The organism is Streptomyces sp. NPDC127190, from assembly GCF_042672505.1.
In the GTDB taxonomy this organism is placed as follows: domain Bacteria; phylum Actinomycetota; class Actinomycetes; order Streptomycetales; family Streptomycetaceae; genus Streptomyces.
In genome coordinates this window covers 485,808-501,766 of sequence record NZ_JBHXVE010000003.1, presented here as the reverse complement: position 1 = coordinate 501,766, position 15,959 = coordinate 485,808, and the positions used below count along the sequence as shown (strand labels likewise).

Annotated in this window: 13 protein-coding genes and 1 pseudogene; 8 read left to right on the top strand and 6 right to left on the bottom strand. The window is 70.4% G+C overall.

Going from position 1 to position 15,959, the window contains the following annotated elements:
• Window positions 1-137 precede the first annotated feature (137 nt).
• Window positions 138-1,535 carry a DUF317 domain-containing protein gene (locus ACFVIU_RS08065; protein WP_385841336.1) on the bottom strand — a complete coding sequence of 466 codons (1,398 nt, stop codon included), beginning with the start codon at window positions 1,533-1,535 and terminating at the stop codon, window positions 138-140.
• Between the two features lie 65 nt (window positions 1,536-1,600).
• Window positions 1,601-2,035: pseudogene (locus ACFVIU_RS08060) on the bottom strand (replicative DNA helicase); the annotation flags it as partial.
• Window positions 2,036-2,181: 146 nt separating this feature from the next.
• On the opposite strand from ACFVIU_RS08060, the gene ACFVIU_RS08055 reads away from it, so the two are divergent.
• The 3 genes from ACFVIU_RS08055 (at window position 2,182) to ACFVIU_RS08045 (ending at window position 5,555) form a co-directional block, all read left to right on the top strand.
• Complete coding sequence (locus ACFVIU_RS08055; RefSeq protein ID WP_385841335.1) at window positions 2,182-3,276, top strand: sensor histidine kinase; 1,095 nt, start codon at window positions 2,182-2,184, stop codon at window positions 3,274-3,276.
• A 19-nt stretch (window positions 3,277-3,295) separates the two neighbouring features.
• On the top strand, window positions 3,296-3,970 hold the full coding sequence (locus ACFVIU_RS08050) for a response regulator (protein WP_385841334.1): 675 nt from the start codon (window positions 3,296-3,298) through the stop codon (window positions 3,968-3,970).
• Between the two features lie 76 nt (window positions 3,971-4,046).
• The gene (locus ACFVIU_RS08045) at window positions 4,047-5,555 is read left to right on the top strand and encodes a tannase/feruloyl esterase family alpha/beta hydrolase (protein ID WP_385841333.1); all 1,509 of its coding nucleotides are present in this window, start codon (window positions 4,047-4,049) and stop codon (window positions 5,553-5,555) included.
• 218 nt (window positions 5,556-5,773) lie between these two features.
• Here the strand turns inward: ACFVIU_RS08045 and ACFVIU_RS08040 are convergent, their stop codons facing one another.
• On the bottom strand, window positions 5,774-6,715 hold the full coding sequence (locus tag ACFVIU_RS08040) for an amidohydrolase family protein (RefSeq protein ID WP_385841332.1): 942 nt from the start codon (window positions 6,713-6,715) through the stop codon (window positions 5,774-5,776).
• A gap of 75 nt (window positions 6,716-6,790) precedes the next feature.
• On the opposite strand from ACFVIU_RS08040, the gene ACFVIU_RS08035 reads away from it, so the two are divergent.
• Complete coding sequence (locus ACFVIU_RS08035; RefSeq protein WP_385841331.1) at window positions 6,791-7,264, top strand: MarR family winged helix-turn-helix transcriptional regulator; 474 nt, start codon at window positions 6,791-6,793, stop codon at window positions 7,262-7,264.
• A gap of 373 nt (window positions 7,265-7,637) precedes the next feature.
• Here the strand turns inward: ACFVIU_RS08035 and ACFVIU_RS08030 are convergent, their stop codons facing one another.
• The 3 genes from ACFVIU_RS08030 to ACFVIU_RS08020 all read right to left on the bottom strand — a co-directional run bounded on the left by ACFVIU_RS08030 (window position 7,638) and on the right by ACFVIU_RS08020 (window position 9,931).
• Complete coding sequence (locus tag ACFVIU_RS08030) at window positions 7,638-7,835, bottom strand: ferredoxin (RefSeq protein WP_385841329.1); 198 nt, start codon at window positions 7,833-7,835, stop codon at window positions 7,638-7,640.
• A gap of 43 nt (window positions 7,836-7,878) precedes the next feature.
• Window positions 7,879-9,063, bottom strand: coding sequence for a cytochrome P450 (locus tag ACFVIU_RS08025; RefSeq protein ID WP_385841328.1), 1,185 nt, complete (start codon window positions 9,061-9,063; stop codon window positions 7,879-7,881).
• 277 nt (window positions 9,064-9,340) lie between these two features.
• On the bottom strand, window positions 9,341-9,931 hold the full coding sequence (locus ACFVIU_RS08020) for a TetR/AcrR family transcriptional regulator (protein WP_385841327.1): 591 nt from the start codon (window positions 9,929-9,931) through the stop codon (window positions 9,341-9,343).
• Between the two features lie 85 nt (window positions 9,932-10,016).
• Here ACFVIU_RS08020 and ACFVIU_RS08015 point away from each other — a divergent pair, with 85 nt between their 5' ends.
• From ACFVIU_RS08015 to ACFVIU_RS08000, 4 genes are all read left to right on the top strand, one after another.
• Window positions 10,017-10,916, top strand: coding sequence for an alpha/beta fold hydrolase (locus ACFVIU_RS08015; protein ID WP_385841325.1), 900 nt, complete (start codon window positions 10,017-10,019; stop codon window positions 10,914-10,916).
• A gap of 488 nt (window positions 10,917-11,404) precedes the next feature.
• Window positions 11,405-12,232, top strand: a complete 828-nt coding sequence (locus tag ACFVIU_RS08010) for an FAD binding domain-containing protein (protein ID WP_385841324.1) — start codon at window positions 11,405-11,407, stop codon at window positions 12,230-12,232.
• Window positions 12,229-14,946 (top strand): molybdopterin-dependent oxidoreductase, encoded by a 2,718-nt coding sequence (locus ACFVIU_RS08005; RefSeq protein WP_385841323.1) that lies wholly within the window; start codon window positions 12,229-12,231, stop codon window positions 14,944-14,946. Before ACFVIU_RS08010 ends, ACFVIU_RS08005 begins: the two co-directional genes overlap by 4 nt.
• A 6-nt stretch (window positions 14,947-14,952) precedes the next feature.
• The gene (locus tag ACFVIU_RS08000) at window positions 14,953-15,927 is read left to right on the top strand and encodes an antibiotic biosynthesis monooxygenase (protein WP_385841321.1); all 975 of its coding nucleotides are present in this window, start codon (window positions 14,953-14,955) and stop codon (window positions 15,925-15,927) included.
• Window positions 15,928-15,959: the final 32 nt, after the last annotated feature.

The window sequence follows — 15,959 nt, the reverse complement described above, 5'->3', positions numbered from 1 at the left end:
CTCTGGCGGGGGGGGCCGGGTGTTATTCGGGGGGCGGGGGGGGGGGCGCGTCGGGAGTTCGGGGGGGGGGGGCCGGGCCCCCGCCCCCCCCCCGCCCCCCCCCCGCGCTATGTTGCCCCGCTCGTGCGAGCCGGTGATCAGCGTGAACGGCTGGCGGGTCGGCCGGCCGTGACCGCCGGAGCCGGCGGCGCGCTGGCGGCGAGGCGGGGCCGGTGCTCGTGGCCCGGCTGCGCCAGGCGCGTGCCGGTCTCGTGGGCGAGCGTTTCGAAGAGGTCGGCCAGCAGCGAACTCGGCGCGTGCGGCGACGCGGTGATGGCCCAGGCGGGCCGGTCCGGGTCGGGGCCGGCCCAGACGGTCCAGGTGGCTGGGTTCTGGGGGTCCTGCGCGGTCAGTGGGTCAAACCGAACGCCTGCGTCCCCGTCGGGGGACGTCCACCGGATCCCGTGCCCGGTCAGGGTGTGCTTCCACCCGGCCTCAGTGAGTGGCTGCGTGGCTGTGGTGACCGTCTTCTCGTCCACCGGGGCGCCGATGACCGTGTCCCAGCCGTCTCCGTCGGCGAGGTGGATCAGCAGGTTCTGCAGCACCGGGGCGGGGGTGGCACCGGTCGCGGTGAGGTGCCACATGCGGTCGGAGACGGGTGTCTCGTAGGCGGCCACGGTCCAGGCGGTCTCGCGGCCAGGGGTGTCGTGGACGTGCTCGATGCGCAGGGTCTGCGATTCGTGGATAGCGTGGGTCGTTTCATCGGACCAGGTCCGCCATTTTTCGAACTCGCCGTGGCTGTCGAGGAAGCCGTCGAGGAGCGCGTCGTGGTCGCCGGCATCGGCCAGGTAGACGGGGACGGTCTCCGGCTCCGGGCGGGGGGTTTCGGCCTCGGTCGTGGTGACGTCGAAGACGGAACGCGCTGAGATGGCGGCGCGTTCGGTGTCGGTCAAGGGCGCCGGGCCGGGGCGCATCTCGGCCGCGTGGACCTTCTCGAAGGCCACCAGTGCCTTGGCGGGTGAGTCGAACGTATCGGCGATCTGACGCAGATGATCCTCGCCGTGCAGGTAGACGGACTTGCCGCCCGGGTGGAGGTATGTGCCGACCGCGACCGTGGTGTGGCCGTCGCGGGCGTGGGCGTGGATCAGGAGGTGGCCGTTGCGGATGGCGTCGTGGATCAGGAGGTGGCCGTTGCGGATAGCGTCGTGGATCTTCTGCGCCTGATTGGAGACCTCGCGGATTTCGCTGCGGGTGCACCAGGGCATCGGGTAGTTCGGCCAGGTCCATTCCTCGTCGATGGCCTCCTGGAGGCGTGGGGTGATCTCGACGGTCATGCCTTCGGTGATCAGGTGCCGGGCTGCATAGTCGGCCCAGTAGGGCTCCTCGTGATCGATGCGGGCCAGGACCAGGACGCCCGTGGCGGCGACGCTCCAGCCGGCAGCCTCCAGAGCCATGGACGCGACGCGGGCCTGGGTGCCGGTCAGGACGGCGGTCACGGCGCTCGGGTGAGTGGGGTGGGTGTCGAGGCGGACATGGGCGTCGATGGCGGGAGTCACGTGGGCGTCTCAACTGTTCTGCCGGTGGCCGGACCTTGAGGTCCGGCCACCGGCGTGCTCGGGAGTCATCGGGTTGCTCGTGTGGACCGGGTGGCGTGTGCGGCCGTGGTGGTCGGCGGGCCGGCGCGGGTGGTGGACGCCGGTCGCCGCCGCGGTGACGGGACGGCTCCGGTGGCCTGCTGCCAGCGGGTGCGGACGGCGGCGATGTCGGCGAGGGCGCGGCGGGCGCCGACGACGAGCTGGAAAGGGGTGTTCGCCGGGTCGCCGGCGTACGCCTCGATGCGCCGTCCGGCGTGCTCGGCCGTGGTCAGGAGGGAGCGCTGCAGGGCGCGTTCACCCCAGTGCTCGACGGATCCGGCGGGTTCGGCCAGCATGCGCAGGACCTCGCCCGGTTCACTGCCATCGTCCAACAGGCCGCGCTGCTGGGCTTCCCACAGAACGGTGACGGGGTCGACAGGCTCGCGGCGGCGGGCCAGGGTGGTCAGGCACTGCCACAGGCCATGGTTCGGGCGCGAGCCGGCGTACGGGGCCGTCTGGACGAAGCGGTTCTGCACCAGGCATGTCCCCACCGGTACGTCCGGGGAGGTAACCGCGGGTCGTTCTCCGGACCGATGTCGCGGCCGGCCTCGCCTCCTACGATCACTGTGTGTACAGGCGGGGTCTTCGCTTTGACGTGGGCGCGGCGGCCGGCTTTTTCGTCGTGCTGGTGGCGTTGATCGTGGTCACGCCGACCGGCCCGGACTCGACGGCCGGCTACGCGCTCGCGCTGACCTGCGCCGCCGTGCAGGCGGCTGCGGTCGCGCAGATGCGCCGCCACCCCGAGCTCTCGATGGCCGTCGGCATCCTCGCCGGTGTCGGCATCGAGTTGGTCAGCCCCGACATCGGCTGGCTCGGCCAGGTCGCCGCGGTGCTGGCCGGCTACGCCCGGGTCCGCCCGCCGACCCGGTCGCTGTGGGTGCTGGGCCTGCTGCTGGCGAGCACGCCGTGGAAGCTGGTGCACGGTGACTGGACCACCATGCTGCTGGCCATGGCCGGGCCGTCGCTGGCCTGGACGCTGGGCGAGCTGGGGCGCACGAGGGCGCTGCGCCGACAGGATCTGGCGCGCCGCATCCTCACCCAGGAGCGGGAGCGGATCGCCCGGGAGCTGCACGACGTGCTGGCCCACACGGTGTCGGTGATCGTGGTGCAGGCGGGCGCTGCCGGAGACGTCTTCGACACCCGGCCCGACCTGGCCCGCAAGGCGCTCGCGTCGATCGACCGGGCCGCCCGGTCCACGCTGTCCGAGCTGCGGCTGCTGCTACAGACGGTAAGCCCCCAGGAGGACCCGGAAACCGACGCACCCCAGCCCGGGCTGGACCAACTCGAGGCGCTGGCCACGTCGTTGCAGGCCACTGGGCTGCGGGTGGAGCTGGAGCGGGAGCGGGACGCGGCGGCCTTGCCCCTGCCGGCCGCGGTGGACTTGTCGGCGTACCGGATCGTGCAGGAGTCGCTGACCAACACGCTGCGCCACAGCCAGGCCACCCGAGTCCGGGTGATCGTCCGGCACGGACCGGGCTCGGTGCGACTGGAGATATCCGACGACGGCCCGGCGCGCCCGGTCGGACGGGCCGACGGGTCCGGGCGTCGGGGCATCGTCGGCATGCGGGAACGCGCCCGGCTGCTGGGCGGTACCCTCGACGCCGGCCCGCGTCCCGACGGCGGCTTCCGGGTGCGTGCCGAACTGCCGGTGGAAGCGGCATGATTCCCAAGGAGATGCGGCGGTGACCGTCCGTGTGCTGATCGCCGACGACCAGGACCTGGTCCGGGCCGGCTTCATGATGATCATCGACAGCCGCGAGGACCTCGAGGTGGTGGGCGAGGCGGGCGACGGAATCGAGGCCGTCGCGCTGGCCCAGTCGCTGGTCCCGGACGTGATCTTGATGGACGTCCGGATGCCGCGGATGGACGGTATCGAGGCCACCCGCCGGCTGGCCGCAGCCGGCAATCCGGCCCGGATCATCATCCTGACAACGTTCGACCTGGACGAGCCGGTGTTCTCCGCACTCCGGGCGGGCGCCAGCGGCTTCCTGCTCAAGGACATCCGGCCGGACGAACTGGCCGCAGCGGTCCGACTGGTGGCCCGCGGAGAGGCACTGCTCGCGCCCACAGTGACGCGGCGGTTGCTGGACCGATTCGCCGGCAAGCTGCCCGGCGGTACCGCTCCGCCCGCGCTGGACGCGTTGAGCGAGCGCGAGATCGAGGTGCTGACGCTGGTCGCGCGGGCGCTGTCCAACGATGAGATCGCACAGGAGCTGACACTGAGCCGGGCCACGGTGAAGACGCACCTGTCGGCCATTCTGACCAAGCTCGGCCTGCGCGACCGGGTGCAGGCGGCCGTCCTGGCGTACGAGACCGGTCTGGTGCGCCCCGGCACGGCTCCTCAGCCCCGGGGATGACCGCGGGTCCGATCCCGGGACCGATCCGCTGAACCCGTATCGGACACTAGCGTCCCTCGATGAAGGAGGGAGCACGATGATCCGGAGATTACTGACCCTGCTGGTCGCGGTCCCCTTGATGCTGGGCGGAGCGAGCGCCGCCGCCCACGGGGCTACCGCGCTGAACTGCGCCGGGCTCACCGCCGCGCACGTCCCGCAGGGGACGGTCACCTCGGCCGCCGCTGCCGATGGCTACTGCCAGGTCCAGGGCGTGCTGGAACCGGCCACCACGTTCACCGTCAAGCTGCCGGTCAGCGGCTGGACCGGCGAGTACGTCCAGCAGGGATGCAGCGGCCTGTGCGGCACGGTCCCCGACCTGAGGTTCCCGCTGTTCGGGTTCAGCTGCCCGGCCGCACTGGACAAGACGCTGGTGGTGGCCGGCGACGACACGGGGCACGCCGGGGACCCCGCGGGCGCGCAGCCCGCCACCTGGGGCCGGGACCCGCGGGCCCGCATCGAGTTCGGGCTGACGTCCGAGCACCGGCTGCGGCTGGCGTCAGACGCACTGATGACCGCGTACTACGGGCACGGTCCGGCATACCGGTACTTCGACGGCTGCTCGACCGGCGGCCGCCAGGGTCTCAACCTGGCCCAGCGGTTCCCGGCCGACTTCGACGGCATCCTGGCCGGCGCCCCGGCCAACAACGAGGCGCCGCTGGCCCTGTTGGCGGCATGGGTCGCCACCCGCAACACCGACGCGCACGGCAAGCAGATCCTCGGCCCGGAGAAGATCCCCACCCTGCACGACGCCGTGGTCAAGACGTGCGGCGACGTCATCCAGGACCCTCGGCAGTGCGGCTTCCAGCCGTCGTCGCTGCGCTGCCCGCCGGACGTGGACCGGCCGACGTGCCTGACACCGGGGCAGGTGGCCGCCGTGGTGGCCTTCTACCGCGGACCGCACGGCCTCTACAACGGGGGGATGCCGTACGGGTCCGAACTCGGCTGGATCGACCAGTTCGTGGTCCGGTCCGGATCACCCCTGGATGGCAACGCCGGGAAAATCGCCTTCGACTACCTCAAGTACCTGGGCTACCCGACCGTGCTGCCCGACAGTTTCAAGCTCACCGACGTGCGGTTCACCACGGCCACGTACGACCGGCTCAACCTGCTCGGCAACGCCCTGTACAACGCCAACAACCCCGATCTGTCAGCGTTCCGCGCGCACGGAGGCAAGCTGATCATGTACCACGGCTGGGCCGACCCGTCCATCCCGCCGTTCTCCACGCTGGACTACTACCGGGCGGTGCAGAAGCGGGGTGGCGCCGACGCCTACACGCGGCTGTACATGATTCCGGCGGGCTACCACTGCCTGTTCGGGCCGGAAGCGGCCGCTCCGTCGGAGATCGGCTGGCCAGAGTTCCTTCAGCCACTGATGAACTGGGTGGAGAAGGGCACTGCCCCGGGCGTGATCAACGTACCGACGTTGAGCGGTGACTACACCGACGTGATCCGGGACGTGGACGTGGCACCGTTCAACGCGCTCGCCCCGATCAAGACCGCGCCAGGCAGCCTGAACGCGAACTACCACTATGTCGGCCGCTACTAGTTGGACAGTCTGCGGTAGCGGATGAGGGTGGCGGCGAGGGCAGTGAAGGCCGGGAAGTGGCTGGCCTCGCGTGCGTGGCGGCGGTGCAGTCGTCGCCATCCGCTGAGCTTCGCCTCGGCCGGCCTGTCGAAGGGCGTTCGGGTGACGCCGGACGGCCGGGGCGCGAACTCCGGTCCTGGAGGAGGTGCAGTCCGGCCGCTCAGCCCTTCACGCCCGGGTCAGATCCCGGCCAGACGCGGGAAGAGCGCCTCGGCGCTGACGCGGTTGATGGCGTCGAGCTGGCCCGGCTCGAAGCCGTCGTAGCCGTCGAGGACGGAGTCGAGGAGGAGGCCGGACTCTTCCGGGGCGAAGGGGTGATCGCTGCCGTAGAGGATGTGTCCGGGTGCGGCGAAGGCCAGCAGGGAGGGCAGCGCGGCCGGGGTGGAGGACAGCGCGGTGTCGAAGTAGAAGCGCTGGAGGTCGGTCAGGATGCCCAGGGGTGTGGTGCCGGGGTTGAACTGGGCGCCGGCGGTGAACCGCCAGGCGGCGTACGGCAGGAAGCCGCCGGCGTGGGAGAGGATCACCTTCATCCGGGTGTGCCGGCCCATCACGCCGTTCAGCGTCATGTGGACCGCGGTGCGGGTGGTGTCGTAGGGGAAGTCGAGCAGCGGGCCGGGCATGCCCTCCAGCATGGGCAGCGGCGGTACGTCGGGGTGGACGAACACGACCGTCTCGCGGGCGTCGAGTTCGGCCCACAGCGGCTCGTACTCCTTGTCGCCGAGGTAGCGGCCGCGGACGTTGGAGAGCAGCACCACGCCGTCGGCGTGCAGTTCGTCCAGGGCGTACGTCGCCTCGGCGAGGGCTCCGTCGACGTCCGGCAGCGGGAGGCTCGCGAAGAAGCCGAAGCGGTCGGGGCGGTCCTTGGCCAGTTCGGCGGCGTACTCGTTGACCATGCGGGCGATCGCGCGGGCCTCGGTGTCGTCGCCGAAGTGGGTGCCGGGCGCGCTGATCGAGAGGATGCCGGTGGCGATGGAGCGGCGGTCCATCGCGGCGAGCGCGCTGCCGGCGTCCCAGGCGGGGATGGGCCAGCCCCCGGCCGTCACGCCGTGGCGGTCCATCACGGCTCGGTAGGCCGGGGGGATGAGGTGCTGGTGGACGTCGATGCGGTACGGAGAGGTCACGAGTTCCCTCGCTTCCTAATATTTGGTGGACCAATATTTAGTTAGCTAATTATTACTCTGGTAAGTTACACCTCCATGAGCAAGGAGTACAGGGCCGATCAGGTCACCGCGGTCGGCGACGTCAGCGCGGAAGAGATGGCGCAGGCAGCCGACGCGCTCTTCGTCGCCATGCGCCGGGCCCGCTCGGCGGGTGCCGACCACTACGGCGGACTCTCCCTGGCCCAGGTCGCCCTGCTCGAACCGCTGACCGCGCAGCCGGACCTGCCGGTGGGCCGGCTGGCGAGCGGCGCGGACGTCAGCGTGCCGACGGCCACGCGGATGCTCCAGCAACTGGAGACCAAGGGCATCGTGGTGCGGCGCCGGTCGGCGCAGGACGAGCGGCGGGTCCTGGTCAGCCTGACCGCACAGGGCACCGAGCTGCTCGCCACGCTCCGGGAGCGATTGCGGGAGCGGCAGGCGCGCGCCTACGAGGCGTTCACGGCGGACGAACGCGTCCAACTGGTCACGCTCATGCGCCGGCTCACGGACTTGGTCTCCGACTCCGACTGACACGAACCCGCCGGACGGTGCAGGAAGCCGCACGGCGTACGAGTCCCCGCCGGGCAGCCGGTCCGGCAACACCGCCGCGGGCGTCGTCCAGGGTGCGCAGGACGGGTTCGCCCCGCTGCCCGGGGGCTGCGAGCCGTCGGGCGTCCGCGCCGGTGGCGACGATCAGCGCGTCGTAGCCGGCCTGTCGGCCGTCGGCGGTCGTCACGACACGGCGCCGGATGTCGGCCGCGACGGCGGCCGGATCTTTCAGGACCGCCTTGGGCAGCGGCGGGCGGGAGTAGGCGCCGCCCGATGTGGCCGAGGCTGCGCAGGTGGCGCGCGGCGGTGGTGCCGGCGAGTGACTCGCCGACGACGAGCACCGAGCGCGGTGCGGTCACGACAGGGCTCGCAGGGCGGCGACCGGGCATGCGTTGACGGCCGCGCGGGCGGCGGACTGATGCTCGTCGGGGACTTCGGTGCCGTCGAAGCGGTAGGTGAGTTCGGCGTCGTCGTCCAGGCTGAAGATGTCGGGAGCCTGGCCGGCGCACAGGCCGTGGCCTTCGCAGCGTGCGTGGTCGACGGAGATCTTCATGGTGCGGTCCTCAGCGGTCCTCGAAGGGGGGCATGCGGCGGGGTCAGGCGGGGATGAGTTCGAGCGGCAGGCGCTCGAGGCGGTGGATGACGTTGTTCAGCGCCCATTCAGGTGTGCCGACGGGCTCGATGCGGTCGACACGTGCGACCAGGGCGCTGAGCAGTGCGGAGGTCTCCATGCGGGCCAGGCCCTGGCCGGCGCAGCCGTGGGTGCCGTATCCGAAGCCGAGTTGGCGGGCGGCGTCGCGGCGGATGTCGAAGGTGTCCGGGTCGTCCCACTCCAGCGGGTCGCGGTTGGCGGAGCCGTAGAGGACCAGCACTCGGGAGCCCTTGGGCAGGGGGACGCCCGCGAGTTCCGTGTCGCGGGCGGCGGTCCGGGAGAAGCCTCGGATCGGCGACTCGTAGCGGACGATCTCGTTGACGGCCTTCGGGACGAGGTCGGGGTCCGCCTTCAGCAGGCGCCACTGTTCGGGGTGGGTGGCGAACAGGTGCAGGGCGCTGGAGATGGCGCTGATCGTGGTGTCCAGGGACGGCGCCAGGTAGTCGATCATCATCGTGGCGCACTCGGCCGGCATGATCCGGCCCTCGTCGCAGGCGCGCAGCAGGTCGTGGCCCATGCTGCCGTCCAGGACGGACCGGTCCCGTACGACACCGCGCGCGTAGCGCAGCATGCCGAGGGACGCCGGAAGTGTGCGTACCGTCTGGCAGTTGAGCGGGCCCAGCGCGTCGAAGGTGGCGCCGGCCCAGCGCAGCAGGTGTTCGCGGCCCTGCTGGGGCCAGCCGACCAGGTCGGGTACGACGGACATCGGCAGGGCCGTGGCGACCTCGACGGCATCCACCGTCCGGCGGGCAACGGCCGCGGCGACCACGGCGGCGGCCTGTTTCTCGACTGTGTCCTTCATCGTGCGCAGCGCCCTGGGGGTGAGGCGGTGCGCGAGAAGGGAGCGGCGGCGGGCGTGGTCGTCGCCGTCACTGAACAGGGTGGTGCCCTGGCCCACACGGTTGGCCACGGGGTTCAGGGCGACGCCGTCCGAGGAGGCGAAGGTCTCGTCGTCCAGCAGCACTTGCTTGCATTCGGCGTAGCGCGGCAGGGCGTAGACCTTGTGCCTGCTCAGCCAGACCACGGGGCCGAGGTCACGCAGCGCGGCGTAATGCGGATGAGTGTCACGGATGGCCGAGGCCGAGTACAGATCGGGGTGGTAGACGGGGATCTCCGTACGTATGGGCATGAACAGCCCTCCTGAAGGAGCCGTGAGAGAGCGGAGTCGGGACGTGCGGGCCCGAGCGCAGGCGTCAATTCCCGCGCCCATCCCGTGGCGCAGCCCGGTGATGACGCCCACAAGCCGACACCAGGTGTCTCCGAGTAACACCGTCGCAATGATGAAATAATCAAGCCTGACGGAATGCTCCGTCAAGGGTCATGGCAGAGAAGCGCGCTGAGCTCACAAAGACCGCGCTGCTCTCCCTTGCCGTCCGTGGCCGGTGGCGGCCGGCAGCCCTGGCCGGCTATCCGACCGGTCTCAGCGCCCGCGAGAGCGCGTCGACGGTCACACCGACGATCGCCCGGAGTTGCTCCGGGCTCGACCCGGCCCTCCCCATCACCGCGAGAGACTGGTTCACGGCCGCTACGTGTACGGCGAAGTCCTCGGCGTTCTCGTCGGACATACCGCCGGCCTTCAGCGCGGTGCGCAGGCGCCGGCGCTGTCGGCCGAACAACTCTTTGACATGCTCTGCGACGCTCGGGCTCAGCGTCGGACTCGCCATGACCGACTGGGCCATCAGGCATCCGTCCGGCACGGCGGGGTCGGCGATGCGCCGCAGGGTGACATCGAAGAACGCCCGGACGGCGGCGACGGGGTCCTCGGCCGCGCAGGAGAGGGCGGCGTCGAACTTGTCGCCGTAGCGCGTGGCGTAGCGATCCAGGCAGCGAAGGAAGAGCGTGTCCTTGTCGCCGAGCGAGGAGTAGATCGAGCTGCGGTTCAGGCCGGTCGCCCGGGACAGGTCGTCGAGCGAGGTGTCGGCGTAGCCGGAGCGCCAGAACTGGATCATCGCGGCGTCGAGCACCGTGTCCATGTCGAACTGCTTCTTGCCTGCCATGCGACCCATCCTCCCATCTTGAACTGATCAGTTCAAGATGTGCTAGCGTCGAGTAACGGTCCACCCGCCTCGACGGAGGATTCCCATGACCAATCCCGTCCCCGCCCTGCCCCTGCATGACCTGGCCGGATTCACGCACCGCTGGGTCGACGCCGACGGCGTCCGCCTGCACGCCGTCGAAGGCGGTCGGCCGGACGGACCGGCCGTCGTCCTGCTCACCGGGTTCCCGCAGACGTGGTGGGCCTGGCGAAAGGTCATGCCTGCTCTCGCCGATCGGTTCCGGGTCATAGCGATCGACCGGCCGGGCCAAGGCAATTCCGAGCATCCGGAGCTCAGCTACGACACGCACACGGTCGCCGCGCACATCCAGGCCGCTGTGAACGCTCTCGGCGTGCGGGACTACTGGCTCGCCGGGCACGACATCGGCGCCTGGGTCGCCTTCTCCCTCGCTCTGAACCACGAGAGCCGACTGCACGGGGTCGCGCTGCTCGACGCCGGAATTCCCGGCATCACCATGCCGGAAGCGATCCCTCTCGACCCGGCTCTGGCCTTCAAGACCTGGCACTTCGCGTTCCACGTGGTGCCCGGTCTTCCCGAGACGCTGATAGCCGGCCGCGAGCGGGAGTACATCAGCTGGTTCCTGAAGACCAAGTCCCTCGCGCCCGACGCGTTCGAGGAAGCAGAGCTCGACCACTACGGCGCGGCCCTCGCCGTCGACGGCGGCCTGCGCGCCGGCCTCGCCTACTACCGCGCCGCCGCCGAGTCCGCGCGCAAGAACCGCGCGGCACTCGAGCAACGGCGCCTGACCGTGCCCGTCCTCGCAATCTCCAGCAGCCACGGCTCGATCCCGGACATGGCGGCCTCCATCAGCCCGTGGGCCGAGAACGTGACCGGCGTCATCGTGCCCGACGCCGGTCACTACATCCCCGACGAGCAGCCCGAGGCCGTCGCTGCCGCCCTCACCGACTTCTTCAGCGGCCGTTAGTGCTCTAGCAGGAGGGCTTGCCGTGTACCAAGGCGTCCAGCCCCAGCCGCTCGCCGACCGCCCTGACCTGCACCGGGCCGTCCGTATCCCGCACGATCGGCAGGATCTTGCGGGAGGCGCCAGGCAGCCCGCCCCCCATCGGCCGCGTCGCCGCGGTGCCGGATGAACAGGACTGCCCGCCCAGCCACCTTGCCGATGCCGGAGCGACAGCCCGGCATCGGCCCCGGCCTGCTCGGCCAGGCGGTTCAACGCTTCGCTCCGGGATCGCCAGTTCGTTCCGCTCGGCCTGCCTCCCGGAGTTGCTTGCCCACTCCTCGGCGAGACATGACCAGGGGTGACTGACCGGGGTGCGCCGGCTACTTTCCGATGTCCTCACCCTCCGGCCCGCATCCCTATGCTGCGATAAACTATGACAAAAGCATCTGTGTCCGCCGGTGTCTCGCGGCTCAGTCTTCCGTTGGGTCCGTTCTCTCGTAGGTCGGTTTTCAATGGACCTCAACACCATCACCGAAGTAGTCCGGCGACCGTCCGAGCGGCCGGGCACGGACTGGCGCGAGGGCGATGCCTGGCTCGCGGGCGGAACGTGGCTCTATTCCACGGAGCAGCCGGACCTGCGACGGCTGATCGACCTGACGGCGCTGCGTTGGGAGCCCCTGGTCCTGACGGACGAGGGCCTGGAGATCGGCGCCACCTGCACCATTCGTGACCTGTACGCCCACCCATGGCCCATGGACTGGGTCGCGGGAATCCTCTTCCGGGAGAGCTGCGAGGCGTTCCTGTCCTCGTTCAAGGTCTGGAACGCGGCGACCGTCGGCGGAAACATCTGCATGTCCCTGCCCGCCGGCCCGATGATCACGTTGACGGTCGCGCTGGAGGCGCAGTACGAACTGTGGGCGCCCGACGGCTCCGTGCGCCGTGTCGACGCCCTCGACTTCGTCACCGGCGACCACCGCAACATCCTCGCCCCCGGGGAGCTGCTTCGGCGCATCACCATTCCGGAGCACGCGCTGCGTAAACGCACCGCGCACCGCCGCTTCACGCTGACCCGGCTCGGCCGTTCGACCGTGTTCCTCGTCGGCACACAACGGCTGGGAGCCAGCGACCTGTTGCTCACCCTCACCGCCGGCACCACGCGGCCGGTCCGCATCGCCTTCGACTCCCTGCCCGATGTCCGAACCCTGCGGGAGAGTATCGACGCCCTGCCGGCCGAGGTCTGGTTTGCCGATCCCAACGGGACCCCTGACCACCGCCGGCATCTGACACGGCACTTCGCCGAGGAGATCTGCCGCGAACTCACGGCTGGGGACCTGGCATGAGCTACGTCGTCAACGGCAGGGAATTCGACCGGGAGCCGGCCCCCGGCCAGTGCCTGCGCACCTTCCTGCGCGAACTGGGCCACTTCGGCGTCAAGAAGGGCTGCGACGCGGGTGACTGCGGCGCCTGCACGGTGTGGCTGGACGGCGCACCGGTACACAGCTGCATCACCCCCGCGTTCCGCGCGGACGGCCGTGAGGTGACCACGATCGAAGGCCTGGGACGACCCGGCGCCCTGCATCCCGTGCAGCGGCAGTTCGAGCAGGCGCCGGGGTTCCAGTGCGGCTTCTGCACCGCAGGGATGATCATGACGGCGGCGACCTTCAGCGAGGACCAGAAGGCTGATCTGCCACGGGCGTTGAAGGGCAACCTGTGCCGCTGCACCGGATACCGGGCGATCGAGGACGCCGTGCAGGGCATCAGCGCGGTGGAGACGGCAGCACCGGGCAGGGCCGTCGGGACGAGCGTCGGCGCGCCCGCGGGTCACGACGTGGTGACGGGGCGCGCCGAGTTCACCATGGACACGCGGATCGACGGCATGCTGCACCTCAAGCTGCTGCACTCACCCCACGCGCACGCCCGGATCCTCTCGATCGACAAGGCGGCCGCCCTCGCGGTGCCCGGCGTACACCGGGTCTACACCTGGGAGGACGTCCCCCGCAGACGGTTCACCACGGCGATCCACACCGACCACCTGGTCGACCCGGACGACACCTACATCCTCGACGACACGGTCCGTTTCGCCGGTCAGCGCGTGGCCGCGGTGCTGGCCGACACGGTCGGGGCGGCCGAGGAGGGCTGCCGGCGTCTCGCGGTCGAGTACGAGGTGCTGCCGGCGGTGTTCGACCCCGAGGCGGCGATGGCCGACGGCGCCCCCCAACTGCACGGCTCCCACGACCCCTTCGTCCGCGACCCCGTCCGCAACATCCTGCTCGAACTGCACTCGCACATCGGCGACGTCGACGCGGGATTCGCCGCGGCCGACGTGATCCACGAAGGCACGTACTTCTCGCCGCGGGTGCAGCACGCGCATCTGGAGACCCACGGTTCGATCGCGTGGATGGAGGACGGCCGGCTGAACGTCCGTACCAGTTCGCAGTCTCCGTCGATCGCGAAGGTCAAACTGGAGTACCTGTTCGCGCTGCGCCCGGACCAGCTGAGGGTGTTCTGCAAGCGGGTCGGCGGCGGGTTCGGCGGCAAGCAGGAGGTGATCGCGGAGGACCTGGTCGCGCTCGCCACCCTGGACACCGGGCGGCCCACCTGTCTCGAGTACACCCGTGAGGAGGAGTTCACCACGGCCTCGCCCCGGCATCCGATGACCCTGACGGTCAAGCTCGGCGCGAAGTCCGACGGAACGCTCACCGCCTTCCAGGTACGCAACGTGTCGAACACGGGCGCCTACGGCAACCACGGCGGCGAAACGCTGTACGCGGGCGGAGCCGCCGTCATGATCTACCGCTGCCCCAACAAGAAGTACGACGCGTACTCCGTCTACACGAACACCGTGCCGAGCGGGGCGCTGCGCGGTTACGGGATGACGCAGCCGGCGTTCGCCGTGGAGTCGGCGATGGACGAACTGGCCCGCGCTCTTCACCTCGATCCGCTGGAGCTGCGCCGGCGCAACATCGTGCGGCCGGGTGAGCCCCTGGTCGCCCTGCACGAGGGCCCCGACGACGTGACCTTCACCGAGGACGGACTCGCCGCATGCATCGACCTGGTGGGTGACGCCCTGGCCCGGACGGCCGCCCCGCCACCTCCGGGCCCCGAGTGGCTCGTCGGAACCGGCGTGGCGAGTTCCGTCCACGAGACCGCTCCTCCGACGGAACACATCTCCGAGGCCTGGGTCACGCTGGGCGACGATCTCGTCTACGAACTGGCCGTAGGCACCCCCGAGTTCGGGGAGGGAACCTCCACGGCCCACGTGCAGATCGCGGCCGACCAGCTGGGCACCACGCCGTCGCGGATCCGTCTGGTGCAGTCCGACACCGACCGCACGGCATTCGACACCGGTGCCTTCGCGAGCGCGGGCCTCTTCGTGGCGGGCAACGCGGTCCTGCGGGCGGCCGATGCCGTGCGCGACCGCATCCTGCACTTCGCCGCGGCCCACACGGGCGTCCATGTCGTGATGTGCATGATGGACGACGACGGTGTCGTCTGCGGGAACCGACGGGTGTCGCTGGCCGAACTCGTCGCGCTGGCCCGGACGCGCGGGATCCGTTTCACCGCCGCACGCAAGGCATACGGCTCGCCCCGGAGCGTCACCTCCAACACGCAGGGGTTCCGGGTCGCCGTACACCGCGTGACGGGTGAGATACGGATCCTGTACAGCGTGCACGCGGCGGACGCCGGGGTGATCATCAACCCGGCGCAGGTCCGGGGACAGGTGGAGGGCGGCGTCGCCCAGGGAATCGGCTTCGCGCTGACCGAGAACCATCACCTCGACGACAGCGGCGTCATGGTCAACCCGAACCTCCGGAACTACCGCATCCCCACCTTTGCCGACATCCCCCGTACCGAGGTCCTCCTGGTGGACTCGGCGGATTCGGTGGGGCCCCTGCGGGCGAAGGGGATGGCGGAGTGCTGTATCAACCCGGTCGCTCCCGCGCTGGCGAACGCGGTGCATGACGCCACGGGCGTCCGCTACCGTGCGCTGCCACTGACCCCGGAACGCATCTACGGCCGGCTCCCTGCGGAGCACTCGGTGCCGACAGGTTGAGCCACCATGACCACCGAAAGGAACGTAGCCGCCGCGGCGACGGCGATCATCGGCCAGAAGGTGCTGCCCGGGATGGAGAGGGAGTACGAGTCGTGGCAGGAGGATCTCAACGCCGCGGCCGCCTACTACCCCGGTTTCCTGGGTGCCGAGATCTCCCCGCCGACATCGCTGCAACCCGACTGGGTCGTGGTGTACCGGTTCGACTCGGTGGCGCATCTCCAGGCGTGGATCAACAGCGGGACCAGGCAGACATATCTCGACGCCGGCGCCAGGTACTTCGACGGTCCGGCGACCCAGCAGGTGGTCAGCAGCGGCACCCAGTCACTGGATCCGCTGGTCACCGTGGTGGTCACCCACCGCGTCGCCCCGAACCAGGTCGACGACTTCCTCGACTGGCAGCACCACATGGTCGAGGAGGAGAGCAAGTTCGAGGGGTTTCGGGGGACCGAGCTCTTCCGCCCCATCGAGGGTCTCCAGGAGGAGTGGACCACGCTGTACCGCTACGACACCGCCGAGCACCTCGACGCCTGGCTGACCTCGCCCCAGCGCCAGGAGATCCTGGCCGAGGGCGAGAAGTTCAGCGACTTCGGACTGCGTACGATCGACAACTCGTTCGGCAGCTGGTTCGCCTTCGAGGGCAACGGCAGGCAGGCACCGCCGCCGCCCTCCGAGACCAGGACCTCCCTCGCCATCTGGGTCGGCCTCTACCCGACCGTCGTGCTGCTGACGCTCGCTCTGTCCCCGCTGCACCTGCCGCTCTGGATCGGCCTGCTCGTGGGGAACCTGCTGTCGAGTTTCATCATGAGCTTCCTGACCATGCCCTACTACGTGAACCCGCTGCTCGGGCGATGGCTGCGGCCACCGCCGGACGAACCGGCGGCACGGAGCAACCTCCGTGGCCTCGGTGTCGTCGCGGTGGTGATGACCTTCTGGGCTGCCGTCTTCTATCTCGTCACCGTCCGGTGGTGGACGCTGCCCTGACCGGCGGCGGGTGCGGGGCCGGTCGATTGTCA

Bases quoted from the DNA above. Each gene is read 5' to 3' on its own strand.
- ACFVIU_RS08020 (WP_385841327.1), bottom strand. From the start codon at position 9,931: ATGGCAGGCAAGAAGCAGTTCGACATGGACACGGTGCTCGACGCCGCG.
- ACFVIU_RS08010 (WP_385841324.1), top strand. From the start codon at position 11,405: ATGGACCTCAACACCATCACCGAAGTAGTCCGGCGACCGTCCGAGCGG.
- ACFVIU_RS08000 (WP_385841321.1), top strand. From the start codon at position 14,953: ATGACCACCGAAAGGAACGTAGCCGCCGCGGCGACGGCGATCATCGGC.
- ACFVIU_RS08025 (WP_385841328.1), bottom strand. From the start codon at position 9,063: ATGCCCATACGTACGGAGATCCCCGTCTACCACCCCGATCTGTACTCG.
- ACFVIU_RS08030 (WP_385841329.1), bottom strand. From the start codon at position 7,835: ATGAAGATCTCCGTCGACCACGCACGCTGCGAAGGCCACGGCCTGTGC.
- ACFVIU_RS08035 (WP_385841331.1), top strand. From the start codon at position 6,791: ATGAGCAAGGAGTACAGGGCCGATCAGGTCACCGCGGTCGGCGACGTC.
- ACFVIU_RS08005 (WP_385841323.1), top strand. From the start codon at position 12,229: ATGAGCTACGTCGTCAACGGCAGGGAATTCGACCGGGAGCCGGCCCCC.
- ACFVIU_RS08015 (WP_385841325.1), top strand. From the start codon at position 10,017: ATGACCAATCCCGTCCCCGCCCTGCCCCTGCATGACCTGGCCGGATTC.
- ACFVIU_RS08045 (WP_385841333.1), top strand. From the start codon at position 4,047: ATGATCCGGAGATTACTGACCCTGCTGGTCGCGGTCCCCTTGATGCTG.